The sequence below is a fragment of the Verrucomicrobiia bacterium genome (genome assembly GCA_035574275.1).
Lineage (GTDB): Bacteria > Zixibacteria > MSB-5A5 > DSPP01 > DSPP01 > DSPP01.
In genome coordinates this window covers 25118-41078 of the sequence record DATLYY010000064.1, presented here as the reverse complement: position 1 = coordinate 41078, position 15961 = coordinate 25118, and the positions used below count along the sequence as shown (strand labels likewise).

Here is a 15961-nt window from a genome sequence, read left to right as displayed (position 1 = left end):
TTACTTCTTCCTCTTCAGCCGCTCCTGAATTTTTTTCTGCAGTTGTTTGTCAGCCGGCACCGGCTCGGTCAGTGCGGCGGGGCGAAGGATTTTGTCCAATTCCGATTTCTCCAAAAGCCCCTTCTCCAACGCCAGAACCTTGAGCGGCTTGTCGGTGGCCAAGGACTCTTTGACCAAGAGGGCCGTGCTCAAGTAGCCGATGTAGGGGGTCAGAGCCGTGGCGGTGACCAGCGAGTTATCCAAAAGTTCGGCAATCCGCTTTTTGTTCGCCTTGATGCCGGATACGCATAAGGTGCGGAACATTTTGGTGCCATTAGTCAAAAGCGGGATCCCTTTGATGAAATCGTAGGCAATCAAAGGGGTCCAGACGTTGAGTTGAAAATTTCCCTCCGAGACGGTGGACAAAACCACGTCCGAAAGGCCGGAAAGCTGCAAACAGACCATTTTGTACGGCTCTACGATGGAAGGGTTGATTTTCCCCGGCATAATGGAGCTCCCCGGTTCCACGTCGATTAAGTCGATTTCCTTCAGCCCCGCCTTTGGCCCGCCGGACATGTACATCAAATCGTTGGCAACCTTTATCATCTCCAAAGCATGCAGCTTCATCCGTGCCGCCAGAATTCCGAAGGCGGACACCGATTGGCACATGTAAACCAGATTTTTCGAGGCGTAAAAATTAAAACCGGTGATGCGGGCGATGTTTTTCGCCGCCAAGTCGGGATAGCGTTTGTCCGAGTTGATGCCCGTGCCGATGGCCGTGCCCCCCAACCCCAGTTCCAAAAGCCCGTCGGCCGCCAGTTCGATGAGCATCCGCCCGCGGTGCACCGTTTCGGCAAACGCGCCGAACTCCTGTCCCAGCCGGATGGGAACGGCATCCTGCAGGTGGGTGCGTCCCACCTTGACGATGTTGGCAAACTGTTTGGCCTTGAGGTCAAAAGCATCTTCCAGCAGTTTCAATTCCTTGATGAAATCGGCCAGCATAATCCGGCAGGCAATGCGCACGGCGGTCGGCGTCACGTCGTTGGAGGATTGCCCCAAATTGACATGGTCGTTGGGATTGACCAGCGAATAGTCTCCCTTTTTTCCGCCCAAAATCTCGATAGCCCGGTTGGCGATGACCTCGTTCGTGTTCATATGGTGCGGGGTGCCCGCCCCCGCTTGAATCATATCGATTAAAAACTGGTTGTTGAACTTTCCGTTCTGTACTTCCTTGGCGGCTTGAATGATGGCCTTGGCTATCTTCGGTTGGAGAAGTCCTAATTTGAGATTCGCCTCCGCCGCCGCCTGTTTGATGATGGCGTAGGATTTGATAAGGACCGGATGGGTCGTTTCTCCGGTCAGTTTGAAGTTCTTTCGCGCCCGCTCGGTAAAAATGCCGTAGTAGGCGTTGGCGGGAACTTTCAATTCTCCGAGTGAATCCTTTTCTATTCGGTATTCAGGCATCTGGCTTCCTTTTCGAGAGATTTGTAAAAGATCGGTTTGTCCTCCTGGATGATTCCGGGGTCCCCTGTCGCATGAATCTCAATTTTTTGCACGGTGCGGGGATGATTTTTTTCGGGGTGGAATTTTGAATCATGGCGCAGGCGAATATAGAGGCGGCCTGTGGTGCTGTCAAAGCCGCCCCGGGCGAAAAACTTGCCAATAATTTCCCTTGCTTTGGCTCCCCCACCCCCCTATACTTAATGGCGAGAGGAGAGAATAGTGAAAAACCTCTTACAATTCACTGATGAAGGCTGCTCCCGACGGTTGAGCGTACGCCGAGACCCCAGTAAGTTCTTGTTCTACAAGAAGATATTGGGTAGCGACAGCAAAATACCAACGGCGGCTTTAAAACGCCTTTAACGTTCTATTTGGAGAGGTTTTTTTCCAATAGAATCTTTCCTCTTTTCACCCCGCTGTCCAAAAGACGGCGGGGTTTTTATTTGGTGCTAACCCTTGATCTTTAAATCGGAACAACCCCGCCTTAATCCTCCCTCCAAGAGAGGAAAGCTTCTTACAGGGGGTGGCCCGGAGCCCCCGCTCCGGGCAACTCGGCTTTAATGGATTTCGGAGCGTTTAACGCCTTTCCAAAAGCGCCAGCGATCGATAAAAGCTGGTTTTTTCCAGCGAGGGTCGCAACTCGGCCGTCAGGTTTTCAACCGACGTCTCCCGGCTTCCGTCCACCACCGCCCCCTTGATGAATTGGTGGACAAGCCGTGCGAAAAACTCGGTCAAACTCGGCACGGAAATCTTTTCCTCCGCCGGCTTGAAGGAAAGATTCCCCCCCGTCTCCACAAAAAGACGGTGATGAAACGGAAAATCCCCCGCCAGCTCCTCGCGGGATTTGCGCCAGTTCTGGGTCACTTGGTAGGCCCCCAGGGATTGCTTGAAGTGGCCGGAAATCAAATTGGCCGTGTGCAAGAACAGATTCAATGCCTCCTCCTCGGAAAGCAGGGCCTCCCCGGAGAGCTTTTCCCGCACGGTCTCGTACCGTTCCATCCAGCGCTCCAGGGCACGGATGGAGTTCTTCATCACCAAATCAAAAATCGCCTCGTCGATGGGCCCCTTGGTGAAAACCAAAAGGGCCGCCTTTTCCAGATTCTGCAAAATAGCCGTGCCGGAAGAAAACGAAAAATTAAAGCGGGCCTCCGGCTTCAAGTAGTAGCTGACCTGCAAAAGCCGGATGGCAATCGATTTGATGGTCTCGATGGAAAAACTGGCGGGCAGAAGCTGGTAGGTGGTCTCCTCCGTTTTGTTCAAAAGCAAAACGCCGGAAACCCCCGGCACCGCCTTCAAATCCTCCAGAACCTTGTTCATCCCTACATTCCGAGCGGCAGAAGTTTTTCAAACTCATCTTTTAAGGAAGCCGCCTCCCCCTTCACAGCCAGGCCGACAAAAAGCTCCGGCACCTGCCCCAGAAAAAGTTCCCCCGCTCCCAAAATCCCCTCCCCTTTGCGAAAGCGCCCCAGCTTGGTGTTTTTTTCCAGAAAGGCGAGCAAAACCACCAGTTCGGAAAAAAGGAAGGCGCTTTCCTTCAACTCCTCGGAAAGCTCGGCCTCCATTTGCAAAACCCCCTCCGGGTTGGCCGTGATGTAACCGACCGCGGCGGGATGGGCGGCCAGCCTCTGCAAATCTTCAAGTTCAAAAATTTTCTTGGTCTCCGCCTTCCGGCGGATTTTGGCTTCGAGATATTCCGTGGTCTCCCGATGCTGGAGGACGAGCTGCCGGTCCAAGGCTCGCTTGTCCTCGTCGGTTTCCACCCCCCCAATCCAAGGTTGGTCCGCTTTGTGGACCACCTCTCCCCCCATAAAAACGGTGGTGACGATGTGCGGCCGGGGGGTGTGCAGAAATTCGGTTTGAATCTGGAATTCCTTATCCTCCCAGACCACTTTTCCCAGCTTGCCGGTCGGCGTGTACATGGTTTTTCAGGAAACCCAGCACCCCTCGGGCGCCGGTCCCCCTTTATCTTATTTCGGCAAAACCGGCCGGTTATGCAGGGGACGGGGCGGGTGGTTTTAAAACCATTATAACGGAACCTGCTGGGTAATGGGGACTTTAATCTAAAAAAAGGGGAACTGCTTGATCAGCTCCACCAGTTCCGGTTTTTCCCTTTTCACCAGCTGGGCGTTTTTGGCCGCTTTGGCAAAGTTGGGGTTGATCCTCAACGATTTTTCAAAACTTTCCAGCCCGGCCCGCACAAGAAAGAAATAAAGCAAAAGTTGGCCAGCCGCCCGCTTCCGCTCCTTCCAATGGGAAGGGACGCCGGAAGGATACCCTTCTATTTCCGCAAGGGCGGTGGAGAGGGAGCCGAAATCCAGGTTCCCCACGCCGGACAAAAACAAAAGCCAGAGAAAATCCACGGAACTGAAAGGGGGGACGTTTAAAAATTGCTCCAAAACGGGCCGAAGCCCCGTCGCCGTGCCGGCCAGATCTCCGGAGTCGTAGAGCGCCAGAAGATGACGGGTCATGTCGGAACTGACCCCGTACTCGGCCCGCACCGCCTCTTCGAGCCGCACCCGGAATTCGGCCGGTCGGTTGGACGGCCCGGGGGGGAGTGTCAGGAGTTTTAAATAAACCTCCAAAAACGACTGTTCGCGGCTGGCGGCCGCCCCCGTTTTTTTCAAGGCTGCCAGCCCCTCCTCCCCTTTGCCGGCCCAAGCCCAAAAACAGCTGGAAGCCAGAGGGGCCTTTGCTTCAAAGTCATCCGGCAGCGGCTTGGCCCCCCATTCGGCCCGCCATGCGGCCACGGCCAGAAAACCGAACCGGTAATCGATTGGGACGGCTATGGAGAAATTAAAAAAGGCCGCCGGATACCGCTTTCTCCAGAAATTCCAAAGCCCCAGAAGCGCGGCCACCTCGGGCTTTTCGGCCGCCTCCGAGCGGTTGATTTTTTCGACTACAAACTCCCTGCCGTCCGTCAAAACTCCAGCCCCCCCAAAAGTACAGTTTGCTTGCCGGATATTTTTTTCACCAGTTGCAGGCTTTCCTTCTCCTCCCCGCAGTCCTCCTCCGCGGCGGCCAGGAAAAACCGGGCGTAAAACAGGTAGGCGATTCCCAAAAAATTGGACAAATCCGAGAAACCGAACCGGTTTTCCAGATATAGCCGCTCGATGTAGCGCTCCAGTTGGATGCGGGAAAGCAACTCCGGCCCGCTGCGGAAGGCCAGATTGTAGAGGTAACACCAGGCCTTGAGGTTGGACTTGTCCACCTGCGAGCCGCACTTCGCCTTCAAGTCCAAAAAAATGCGGCAGAGGGAATCGTAATGAATGGTCGGATTGATGGGGGGAAAAGGGGACTTCGGGTCCAGGAGGGTAAACGCCTCTTTCAAAAGCTCTTCGGCCCGTCCCAGATAACTTTCCCCCTGCCGCCCGGCCCGGTCCAAGTACAATTGAGCCAAGTTCAGGCGGGCATCCAGATATTTGGGATTGGTTTCAAGGGCCGCCAAAAGCGCTTTTTCCGCCTCTTCGATCCGTCCCTCTTCGAGGTACACCTGCCCCAGCGCGTTGGAGTAATCGGCGTAGCGGGAGTCGAGGGCGGCCGCCTTCTCGAAGCAGGCCGCCGCCTGGTTGAACTTCCCCTGCCGATGGCAAACGCTTCCCAGGTAAAAAAGCGCCTCGGCAAAGTCGGGAAAGGCGGCCAACGCCGCCTTGAGCTCCAGTTCCGCCTCGGTATAGAACTGATAGACGAAGAAAAAATATCCCAGCTTCATCCGCGCCTGGGGATCCTTGGCCCCGGAAAGCTTGGTGCGCAGCTGCAGGGCCAAGAGCAGTACCGAGACCTCCGAACTGTGGGCCCGGCCTGCCTCCAGTCGCTCATTCTCGGCTCCCTCGGAACGGTACAACCGGGCCGACACCAGCCGGTTGTTGCGGAAAAAGTTGACCACCCAGGCCCCCTCCAACTCGTCATAGGCGGTCTCCACCCGGTAGGTGGCCCCGTCAAAGGAAAAATCATCCCGCAAAACCAGGTCGGAAAAAACCGGCCTTCCGGCGATTTTCTCGGTTGTTTCGGCGCGCTCCGTAAAAATTCCCCCCGTAGAGGGTATCGGCGCGCCCGGAGCGCTTCTTGAGAATGGAAAAAGGGGAAGCTATGGGATTCGCAAGCCCCGCCGGGCGGCCGAGCGGGCGTAGCGGTAGCGGCTTTTGGTTGAAAAAAGCTTCTTTCTCCAAAGCAGCCGGACCAGCCCCCAAAAACCGATGGCATAGCCGCGCCGCACCAGCTCCGATTTCAGCTCCCCGATGGAATAAAACGGATCGTCCGCCACCAACCGCAGAAGCGTCTCCTCCAAACCTTCCGCTTTAATCGGAGGGGGAACCGCAATCCCCCCCGGGGAAACGAGGGGGGGTGCTGGCGCGGCCTTGAAGCTGCCGGCCGGCAACTCCGTGCCGAAATCCTCCCGCGCCCGGTCGATGGAGTCAAAAGCCCGCAGAATGGAATCAAATTCCAGAAGCTCGAACACCTCGTATACGGATGGCATCATCCGCGCCAGCTTGATGTCCCCCCGGTTGGCGCGCACCTCCCGGATGTTGGAGACGAAAATCCCCCAGCCGGCCGAGGAGATGTAATCCACCCCCCCCAAATCCACCACGATGCGGTACTGTTTTTGTGAAAGAAGGGAGTTCATCACCTTTTCCAGTTCGGAGGCGGTCATCGTATCCACCACCCCGTCCACTCGCAGGATGGAAAGCCCTCCGCCGTTGGCCGCCTCGAGCGAGATTTTAATTTCCGGCATTCCCTTTCGGCCCTTCGATGGTATATTCCAGCCCGGCGGCCTCCGCCCAGGGTCTCTTGCTTGCGACCTTCACGCCGTCGACTCCTTTTGCCAAACCTTCTTTACTATTCTCGGCGGCCGGGGCCTTATCTTTCACCACCAATGCGGTAACGTCGTCCCCCCAACCAGCCGGACCGACAAAGCCGGCCAGTTCGGTTTTCAATCTATCCACGAGTCCTTCGGCCGAAAGCTCGACGCAGTTCCCGACCAAACCGGCGAGACGATCCGTGCCAAATCGTTCCCCGCGGTCGTTGGCCGCTTCAACAATGCCGTCGGTATAAAGCAAAAAGAAATCCCCTTTGCCCAAGGTCAGTTCCTCCACTTTGATTCGCTCTTCGAAACTCGCTCCCTCCGGCAGAGTCAACCCCACCGGCAGCCCGCCGGGATTGAAACGCAAAACCTTCCCTTCCGCCGCCCGGTACAAAAGCATCGGCAAGTGTCCGGCCGACGAGTAGTAAAGCTTTCTCATTTTGACATCCAAAAGCACCAAGAAAACGGTTACGAACATGTTCCGGGCAATCCCTTCGGCGGCCAGCCGGTTGACGCGGCACAGAATCTCGGCCGGAGAGGAGGCCCCTTTGGCTTCCAACCGCAAGGCCGTTCGCACCATCGCCATCCCCAAAGCCCCCGGCACCCCCTTGCCGGAAACGTCCGCCACGGCGATCCCCAAAAGCCCCCGTCCGGCCGGAAAGAAGTCGAAAAAATCCCCCCCGACTTCCCGGGCCGACTGGTACCAGGCAGCCACTTCCATTCCTTCGATTTTCGGGAACTCCGCCGGCAAAAGTGCGTGCTGTACTTCCTGGGCCAGCTCCATTTCCCGGCGCATTTTCTCCTGTTCCAAAAGCTCTTTCTGCGATTTTTTGAAATGCGCCGTGATTTCGTTAACGCTGCGGGCAATTTGGCCGAATTCATCCCGGCCGGTGACGGGTACACCCGCTTCCCCCTCCTTAACCCGGCGCAGCCCCTCTGCCAGCCGCCGGAAGGGGCGGGAAAGATAGGCGGACAGCAGCCAGATTGCCAGGGTGCCGAATAAAAAAACGGAAAGGCAGATTTGGACAAGAAAGGAGCGGGCCTGCGCCAGTTCCGCCTCCAGACCGGCCGTGGAGACGGAAAGATGCACACGCCCGAGCGGTTTGGCACCGGAATAAATTTCCTGCGCCAGGTAATATCGAACATCCGCCGGATGGCCGGTTTTCGACCCCCCCCTGTTTTCCGCAACCTCGAAGCGCTGGGGAATGCCGGCCGGCTCCGCCGAAACGCCGGATGGGGGTTGGTAGACCGAAAGCAGCTGCCACGGACCAAAGGCGTCTGCCCATATCTTGTTTTCTTTATCCACGATCACAAGCGACGCGAGTTCCGGATGGTCCTCCCGGGTTTTGGAAGCCAAACTGGAAAGCATCAAGTCGTTCTGGTTGAAAAGCCCGTCTGTAGCGGCGGAAGCCAGCCCGCCGGCCAGATCCAGAAGTTTTTGCTCAAAATTGGCGGTCACGGTTTCTGTGATTTTTCGCTGGGCGGCAAAAAAACTGCCTGCGACCAGCCCGCCGAGAATAATGGTTCCGAAGAGGGCCACTTTGGTGCGCAAGGAAAAGCGGACGAGCTGGGGGAGGGGGGAATTTTTGAGGTACTTGCGCATCCGGAATTCGTTCTCCTCCCCGCGCGACAAATACCCCACCTCGTCCATGATTTTTTCAATGAGATATAGCCCCAGTCCCCCTTTGCGGCCGGTCTCAACCAAACGGGACAAATCCAATTTTTCCCCCTCCTTGATTTCCAGCCGCCGGCCACGGTCGTAAAGGGAAAACTCCACGTAATCCCTGGCCGTGCGGACGGTGAGTCGCAGGGGCCCTTCGGCGTACAAATAGGCGTGGCGGATGACGTTGGTGGCTGCCTCCTCCACCGCCAGCCAAAAGGCGCTTTGGTCCTTGGTGGAAAGCGAAAGCTCCCACAAGGCCGAAATCAAAAACCGGTGCAGTTCCTCCAGCGCTTCCGGCTTGGCTTGGAAAAAAGCGGTGCTCTCTTTTAACGCCCGGCTCATTGCAGCCGTTTCCGGGCATCCGCCACGTTGCGCAAAAGCGCCTCGTTGTTGGGATAGCGCAAAAGAAGCCCCTGCCAGATTTCGAGCGCTTTTTGATAATCGCGCGCCGTATAGGCCGAAAGCCCTTCGTTGTAGAGCCGCCAGGCCTCCGGGTCTTTTTGCAAATCCTCCAGCGTCGTGGGGCGCGCAGCCGTAGAGCGTATTTTTTGCAGGTACGCAGAGGCGGTCGGCTCCCCCGGGCGCAGTTTCAATATCTCTTCGAAGTTTTGCTGGGCGGAAAAAAGCCGCCCTGCTTCAAAATCGGCGATCCCCTTTTTAAGCAAATCGGAAATTTTTATTTCTTCCGCCACAAGACGGAACCGCCCGGAGGCCAAAGTATCCGCCGGATCCAAAGCGGCCATCTTCTCCCAGGCGGCCAACGCTGCCTCGAATCGTTTCTCGCGGAAGGCCCGCCAGCCGGCGGAATCCAAACTGCCTTTGGCCGAGTCCAAACTGGCCCGAATCCGTCCCGCCAGTGCTGCGAACTCCCCGTCCCCCAACCCTGCCCGCTCTTCCAAATGTCCCAGCGCTTTTTTGAAGTTTCCGGCCGAATACTCCCGCTGGGCGGACTCCAGCCCTTCCTGCTGCAGCCGGAGAGTCAACGCCTCTTCTTCTTTTGTCTCCTTTTCCGTCCGCACCAGATTTTCCAGCCGGACGGCCTCCTTCATTAAAATCTCATTTTCCGGGTCGATTCCCAAAGCCAACCGCACGTAGGCCAAAGCTGAATCATTTTGACCGGAAGTGCCGAAACTTTCCGCCTGCGAGCGGTAGGCCTCCAGGCGGTCGCGATTGGCCCGCAGGAAATTTTCCCGCTCCACTCGTTGCCGCCTTTCCAAACCGCCTTGTTTCCGCTCTTGGACGGACGGGCCGAAGCGGAACGAAAAACCGAAGCGGTGGCTGGCGGAAAACCCCTCCGGCTGCGGCTTGAAGGCGTAATCCAAGCCGAGTCTTTGGAAAGCCAGCCCGAAGCCAAAAGTTACCCTCTCTCGGTCATAGCCGCCTCGGACAAAAACAGAGCTTCGATACGACACCTCCGCGCCGGCATGCCAGGCCACCGGCGCGTTTTCCGATTTCTCGGCATCCACCGCCGTCCGCACCCCCCAGAAACTTTGGCCGAGCGGCAGAAGATACGACGCCCCCGCTTTGAAATTTCTGGGGATCGATTCCTTGCTGCTGTTCAATTTCAAATCGGAGGAGACGGCATCCTGGGCGTTCAGGCCCAAAAAGAGATTTTCGTACGGCTCGATAAGAAGGCCGAAATCCGCGCCGGCCGCGTTGGCCGAATAGCCGGCCAGCGACTGGTTGTACGCTTTAAAAGTTCCTCCCACGGATAGAAACTTAAACAAAGGATAGCCGTATGCCAACAGAATTTCCGTTTCGGAAAAGGAGGTGGAACCCAACTCGGCGGCCCGGGAATCGCGGGAGAAAATGCCGTCCGTCCCGACCCGCAAAAACCCCAGAGCAAAAGAACCATGCCCAACGGTGGGATAAGCGAGTCCGGCAAAGTCAAACTCGCTCCCTTCCGGCAGCGTGACGTGGGAGAAATCGAGTTCGCTGAAAGGCAGCCGCGCCAAACCCGCCGGGTTCCAGAAAACGGCCGAAGCGTCGTCCGCGATGGAAACAAAGCTCCCCCCCATCCCCACCGCCCGCGTCCCGGCTCCAAGCAGGAAAAGAGAAGAAGTGCCGGAACTCCCTTCCAGGCCAAAAGCGATTGAACGTAGCAAAAGAACGGCAAGCAGGAAGACCGGCCCGATTCTTTTCATTTCACCACCGCCAGTTTCTGTTTGACCGTTTCCCCCGTGGCCGTTGAGCGGATAACGGCAAGGTACACCCCGTTTTTGACCATCTCCCCTTTTCCGTTGCAACCGTCCCATTCAATTTGGTTGACCCCTGCACTGCTGGCGTACGCTTTTTGCATCACCAGTTCGCCTGCCAGCGTGTAAATTTTCAAATCCACCTCGGAGGCGGCGGAAAGCCGGTAGGAAATTTGAATTTTTTCGGCCGGCGGCGAAAACGGGTTGGGATAAGTGACAAGCGAAGCGGCCAGCCCCGCGCCGGAGGCCGTGGTGAAAACCGAGGAGGTGTAGTCGAACGGCTGGCCGTTTGGATTTAAAAGCAAAGCCGGCACGGGAGGAGCCCCCGAAACGGAATCTAACGCTTCAATCAGCGTTGCGCTGGAGTAGAACCGGAGTGACTGGGAAATCTGCATTTCCGGCCGGACGGTCAGTGCAAGAGTCCGGGTCTCCTCCGGGCCGATCAGCACCGGCGGAGTAAATTCGAACGACAAGCGGCCATCTTCAATGGTTGCGGGAGAGGAACTGCCGCCGCCCGAAAGAACGGCGGACTGGAAGGCGGAAAGCTCCGCCGCCATGCGCAGCCCGCCTATCCTTATCGAAACTTTTTTCACCAGAAAATGATGGCTGCCGGATGCGTCCGGATTGGAAAAGCCAAGCTCGAAGGGGGTGGCCGGCTCACCGGCGTACAAAAGCGGCGAGGGTTTTTCCACGGCCGAAATCAAAAGGGCAATCCGGGCGGGAATGATTCGGAAGAAAAGTTCAACCGAGTCGGAAAAAACTTCCGCTGGGGAGGCGGTGTTGGAATCGTTCGGAATTTGATGCCAGTACGCCACAATCCGGCCGGAATCGATGGTCTCCTGCGCCAAAAGCTGGAAGACAGCCGGCTGGGTGGCAGAAATTGCAGCACTCGAATCGGAAATGAACGTCAAAATGGGTGGGGCAACTTTGATTCGTACCTGCCCCGTGCCGACCGGCGCTTCTCCCAAATTGCCGAGCGCCACGGCCAAAGTCATCGTCTGACCGGCGGGCAGAATTCCCCCGCGGGCGGAGGGAGGGGCGGCAACCTCCGGTGAAAGTTCCAGAACCGCCTTCCGCTGACGCTGAATGGTGACTTGATTCATTTTCACCGTCAACTCGGCGGGGGCGGCAGAAACGGTGCCGTATCCGGGAAGAACCTCCATCTCGTAGGTAAACGTCCCCAGTTTGTTGGAATCGGCCGGGACGACAAGGTTTCTCTCCGCCGTCTCCTGTGGCGCCAGAACGGGAACGACGAGCGAAGCCACCTGCGTATTCCCCTCTTTTAGGTAAAGCCAGGTTGCCGAAAGCGTTTCCGCCGAAGGGTTGGACAACCGTACCCGGATGGGAAAAGTCCGGTCGCTGTTGACCCGGTTGCGGGAGGAGGTCACGGCCCAAAGCGAATCCAGTATCAAAGCGGGCTGCGGGTAAAGGGTGACGGAATCCGGCAGGGCCAAAAGAGAGTCGACCGCCAGTCCGTTTTCAGTCCCGGAAAGTTTAACAGATGGTTTCCAGTTGAAAATTCCCTTCGGCGGGGGAGTGGGGAGCCGGGTAACCCGGAAGTTGAGTTCGCTCGGCGGCCCGGGGGCAATCGGCACGGTCGGCTGGAGGTATCCGAAAATGGAGTCACTGCCGTGAACTAAAACAAGTTGCGAAAGGGTATCCGCTTTTAAAACCGCCTGGCCGTCGTTCCCCAGTCGCAAATGGAAATTCAGAGGAGTTTCGAGAAGCGCCGCGGTGGGTGAAAGGGAACCGGCAACATAGTAAATCCGGGAAGGATCTTCTAGGAGGATGGAATCGCCGAGAGTAAATGAATCGGTGTGGCTGATGCCGTCCCGCCGTCCAAACAGAATAAGTGAACCGGCGTACGCGCCGGAAACGCTTTCCAAAGGAAAACTGTCCGACCGGAAGTTTACAATCCCCTCCCCGCTTCGCGGCAAAAGAGTCGTGTTCGCAATGAAAAACGATCGGGATGTGGCGCCGCGGCTGAAAACGAGCCGCGTGGCCGGATCCAAAACCACGTCAAAATTGGACTGGTTGACCAGCTTTACGGCGAAAGGATACAACCGGCTCTTGGAGACCCGCTCAAAATTCAACCCTTCGGCCGACGGGCGCAAAAAAAGCGAATCGACAACTGCCAGCGAATCCAAAACGGGCGTCCGAATGGTGGTGAAATTGGCGCCGAAACGCCCCGACAGTTCCAGTTGCACCCCGAATTTCCCCACTGGAAAATCCCCCGGAATCAAGCTTGTGGCGGAATAACCGCTTTTTCCGGAGGGGGCCAAACTGTCCGGCAGGGCGGGCAGAGAAAGTATCAACATCTCTCCCCCCGCTCGCAGGGTGACCCCTTCCAAAACAAACGGGGCGGGGGATTGATTGGTAATTCGAAAACCCACGGAAAAATTCTGGCCACGAATGATGTTGGAGGGAACAAGCGAGAAGGAATCGACGAAAACCGAACGAACCTCGACAGGCGAAGAACTTCCCGTCTTTCCGCTGCCGCTGGTCGCCGAAAAAACATACGTATTGGCCGGGCCGAAGAAACGGACGCCCAGCGCTGAAAGATTGGCGACGCCCAAAACAAAGTCGGCCTGACTTTTCAAAATGTTTTTCTCCCAATTGCCCGAGGGCTGGGAACCGAGCACCACGCTGTCGGCCGAGGCGTCAAAATTGTCTTTCAGATTTCCGAACCGGTCTTTGGCGGAAAGCGTGGCGGGTGCGGAAAATGGTACGCCGGAGGTCTGTGGAGAACCCAAGTTCCATTCAAATTTCTCCAAGCCAGCCGCAGCAACAGCTGTAGTATCGGTGGAAAATCGCAGCGCCCCGGCAACCCCTTCCAATACCGCCTTCTCCGCCTTGGGCAAAACCGCCTGCCCCTGCCCAAATCCATCGGCGACGGCAATCGTCGGAAGCACGGGGCCGTCACCAGAGGGGGAAGTCCCGCTGCCGGATTTTAAGCCGACCTGCACGGATAAAGAAACGCTGTTACCAAAACCGTCCACGGCGTCTTGCACCGAAACGTTAAACGGCGCGCCCGCTGTAACATTTGAAGGAGCGGAAACCGAAAAACTGGCCGCGGCGCCGGGCAGAATCGAAAAGAAAACAGCGGGGGAACGGAGCGAATCGTCGCCGAAAGTCAAACTCTGCGTCCCCTTGTTTAAAAACCGCACAAAAGAGCCGGGGAAGGTATGCCGCCCGGCATCGGCGGAAGTAAACGAGTAGGGATTGCCGGCGGAATATTGCAGGATGGCCCTCGCATCGGAACTGGCAAAATACCCGCCGCCGGTAAAATCGGTTTTCAAATTGCCGAAACGGTCTTTCGCTTCCACCGAAAAAGTGGCAACCGAATCGCCGGCGCTCAAAGTATCCGGCAAAAGCAAAAGCGAAAAACCTCCCAACACCGCAGGCCGAACCTGAATCGTGTCGCTGAAAGAGGTGAAAATGCCGTTCGATCCGCGCAAAACGGTGGGCGTGGTGGCAACCAGCGTCTGCTGCGACCGGCCCGTGCCTGAAACCACCGTCACCGAACTGAAAGCCGGCACCGCCCCGCTGGGGGAAGCGCCGCCCCCCAGAACGGGAATCATGTTGACCGTTCCGGAAGCCGGATTGCCGTAAAGGTCTATGCCCCCGGCCACGGTGACATCAAACGCCTTTCCGGCGATTGCCTCCGGCGGGGCGAAAAAAAAGAAATCCGCCAGATAGTTCGCCGCCACTTGAATCGGCAGCGAACTTCCGGCTTTGCCGCCGGATGAAACGGAAATTTTCATTTCCCCCGCTCTTTTCAAAACAAACTGGCTTCCGGGAAAAGCGTGCCGCCCGTTATCCTGCCCGCTGCCGACGGTGAAAGTGTATGGCGCGGGCAGAACCGCCAGCGGGTCGTCGGAAGAGAACGAAACCGTGCCGGAAAAATCGGTCACGCTGTTGCCGAACTGGTCTTTGGCCGTGACCACAATACTATCCCCGGCCGACCCCGGAAAGGGTACACCGGCCACCGTGGATTCCGGGGTTCCGATTATTTCAAAAGTGTCCAGTGAACCGGCAACGATGTTGAGCCGCAGGGGCTGGCTGGCCAGACCGCCGCTGGATGCCGCAACTACAATCTCTCCGGCCCGCGCGGCGAAGAAACGGTTGTCGAGGAACGTGCCGCCGCCTTCCGAGCCGCGTGCAATTTTCCATTCTACCGGCGCTCCTTCAACCGCATTGCCGAAACGGTCTTCGGCTCGCGCGTATAGTTCCATCAACTGACCCGCACGAACGGTACTGTCAGGCGGGCTGATGATCAAAAGTTTTTCCAGCTTGTCAGGCACAACGGAAAATGGAGCAGACGTTTTGATGACGGTATCACCATTTTCATTTAGAACAATAACTGTGGCGATAAAACGCTTCGCCCGGCGGGGGTTTTGCAGTTTGTTCAGTTCGAATACGAAACTTGAAGTCGAAAGAGAAACGCTGTTTTTGAAATCCGCTTCGACTTTTCCTCCGGCGACCTTTAATCCTTCAAGCTTAAAAGCAGCGGGGGAGCCGTCGGGTGTCCGCGCTTTCACCGAGCGTAGCGTCGTCAGCGTGAACGCATCGGGAAATTCGAAAACCACTTTCCCCGCCGCCGGGAAAGGGGTGTTGGAAACCAAAATCCGATGCACCTCGGCGCGGTCAACAACGCCGCTGGCAGGCAATACGGCAACCTCGGCGGCCAGCGGAAGCCACCCGCCAAAGAGCACAAACCAAAAACCCCAAAACCCCTTTTTCATGGCCTCCCGTTGTCTTTAAGCCAAACCTCCCGTTGGGCAAAACGAATCTTGGATTCCTTCAATAGTTGAAACGCACGCAGCCGCACTCCCTCGGCGGCCCTCCCTTTCTGCTCCAGACTGGGAACCCAGAAAAAAAGCGAAAATTCCAGACCGGTTTCGGTCAAGTCGGAAAGCAGGAGGGCCGGCTCCGGCTCCTTCAAAATCCCCGGCGTGGCCGAAAGCGCCCGCTCAAAGATTCCCTTGGCCCGCTCCACCGGCGAGTCGTGGGATAAAACGAATTTCAAAGCCACCCGCACGCGGGCGTCGGGAAACGAGTGGTTGGTGAGGCGCGTGCGCACCAGCTCCACGTTCGGCACCACCAGGATCGAGCCGTCGTCCGTCAAAAACCGGCTGGAACGCAGCCCAATCTCCACCGCCACGCCCGCCTCTCCGGTGGCCAAAGCCACCCGGTCCCCGACCCGGAAGGGCCGGTCGGCCATCAGAATGAAGCCGGAAATCATGTTGGAAAGCGTATCCTGCGCGGCCAGGGCGAAAGCCAGAGACGAAATGCCGGCCACCGCCAAAAGCCCTTTGATGTCGATTTTGAAATGATCCAAAATTACGAGCACGGCCAGAAAGAAAATGACCCCTTTCAACAGCCGGTTAATCAAAACGATGAACTGGGTGTCTACGCGCGTTTGGCTTCGGTCGGCCAAAAGTTGGGAATACCAGACGAGCCCGGCGGCCGAAAGACGATAGAGCAAATAGACGAAGAGGGCCACGGCAGCGATGAATACAAAGGCATCCAAACCGTTGAAAATCCAGCTCGCGACCTGGTTGGGATAATTGGCTTTCAGCCGGCTGAAAATCACGACCAGCCCGGTGGCGACAATCAGGTGAAAAACCGGCCAGCGGGCGGCGAAAAGCAGCTCGTCCGCCAGTGTTTTGCCCCGTTTCAGAAAAATTTGGGTGCGGAGCAAACGCAAAAAAAAGTTCGCGGCCGCCCCCACAACAAAGGCGGACCCGAGAATGAGAAGACCGATGAGTATTTCCCTAAACCATACCGGCATTTAGCTCACGCTGCTCCTCCCCGCTCGCGGCC

The 15961-nt window shown here is 57.0% G+C and carries 10 protein-coding genes; all 10 read right to left on the bottom strand.

Features of this window, described 5'->3' with window-relative positions; genetic code table 11:
* The 10 genes from VNL73_08750 to VNL73_08705 all read right to left on the bottom strand — a co-directional run bounded on the left by VNL73_08750 (position 1) and on the right by VNL73_08705 (position 15929).
* Positions 1–1443, bottom strand: a complete 1443-nt coding sequence (locus VNL73_08750) for an aspartate ammonia-lyase (protein HXF49494.1) — start codon at positions 1441–1443, stop codon at positions 1–3.
* A 612-nt stretch (positions 1444–2055) separates the two neighbouring features.
* Complete coding sequence (locus tag VNL73_08745) at positions 2056–2796, bottom strand: hypothetical protein (protein ID HXF49493.1); 741 nt, start codon at positions 2794–2796, stop codon at positions 2056–2058.
* Positions 2797–2798: 2 nt separating this feature from the next.
* Positions 2799–3398: a hypothetical protein gene (locus VNL73_08740; GenBank protein HXF49492.1), complete on the bottom strand. Its 600-nt coding sequence runs from the start codon at positions 3396–3398 to the stop codon at positions 2799–2801.
* Between the two features lie 141 nt (positions 3399–3539).
* A complete protein-coding gene (locus VNL73_08735) occupies positions 3540–4400 on the bottom strand; it encodes a hypothetical protein (protein ID HXF49491.1) in 861 nt (286 codons plus the stop codon).
* Entirely contained in the window at positions 4397–5437 is a 1041-nt protein-coding gene (locus VNL73_08730) for a tetratricopeptide repeat protein (protein HXF49490.1), read from the bottom strand. Before VNL73_08730 ends, VNL73_08735 begins: the two co-directional genes overlap by 4 nt.
* A 126-nt stretch (positions 5438–5563) precedes the next feature.
* Positions 5564–6208: an STAS domain-containing protein gene (locus tag VNL73_08725; protein ID HXF49489.1), complete on the bottom strand. Its 645-nt coding sequence runs from the start codon at positions 6206–6208 to the stop codon at positions 5564–5566.
* Complete coding sequence (locus tag VNL73_08720; GenBank protein ID HXF49488.1) at positions 6195–8282, bottom strand: SpoIIE family protein phosphatase; 2088 nt, start codon at positions 8280–8282, stop codon at positions 6195–6197. The genes VNL73_08725 and VNL73_08720 overlap by 14 nt, the downstream gene beginning before the upstream one ends.
* Entirely contained in the window at positions 8279–10084 is a 1806-nt protein-coding gene (locus VNL73_08715; GenBank protein HXF49487.1) for a PorV/PorQ family protein, read from the bottom strand. Before VNL73_08715 ends, VNL73_08720 begins: the two co-directional genes overlap by 4 nt.
* Positions 10081–14880, bottom strand: coding sequence for a FlgD immunoglobulin-like domain containing protein (locus VNL73_08710; GenBank protein HXF49486.1), 4800 nt, complete (start codon positions 14878–14880; stop codon positions 10081–10083). The genes VNL73_08715 and VNL73_08710 overlap by 4 nt, the downstream gene beginning before the upstream one ends.
* Positions 14877–15929, bottom strand: a complete 1053-nt coding sequence (locus VNL73_08705) for a mechanosensitive ion channel family protein (protein HXF49485.1) — start codon at positions 15927–15929, stop codon at positions 14877–14879. Before VNL73_08705 ends, VNL73_08710 begins: the two co-directional genes overlap by 4 nt.
* Positions 15930–15961 lie beyond the last annotated feature (32 nt).

Excerpts from the sequence above, each read along its gene's own strand:
- VNL73_08750 (HXF49494.1), bottom strand. The coding sequence starts at position 1,443 with ATGCCTGAATACCGAATAGAAAAGGATTCACTCGGAGAATTGAAAGTT.
- VNL73_08745 (HXF49493.1), bottom strand. The coding sequence starts at position 2,796 with ATGAACAAGGTTCTGGAGGATTTGAAGGCGGTGCCGGGGGTTTCCGGC.
- VNL73_08740 (HXF49492.1), bottom strand. The coding sequence starts at position 3,398 with ATGTACACGCCGACCGGCAAGCTGGGAAAAGTGGTCTGGGAGGATAAG.
- VNL73_08725 (HXF49489.1), bottom strand. The coding sequence starts at position 6,208 with ATGCCGGAAATTAAAATCTCGCTCGAGGCGGCCAACGGCGGAGGGCTT.
- VNL73_08720 (HXF49488.1), bottom strand. The coding sequence starts at position 8,282 with ATGAGCCGGGCGTTAAAAGAGAGCACCGCTTTTTTCCAAGCCAAGCCG.
- VNL73_08715 (HXF49487.1), bottom strand. The coding sequence starts at position 10,084 with ATGAAAAGAATCGGGCCGGTCTTCCTGCTTGCCGTTCTTTTGCTACGT.
- VNL73_08710 (HXF49486.1), bottom strand. The coding sequence starts at position 14,880 with ATGAAAAAGGGGTTTTGGGGTTTTTGGTTTGTGCTCTTTGGCGGGTGG.
- VNL73_08705 (HXF49485.1), bottom strand. The coding sequence starts at position 15,929 with ATGCCGGTATGGTTTAGGGAAATACTCATCGGTCTTCTCATTCTCGGG.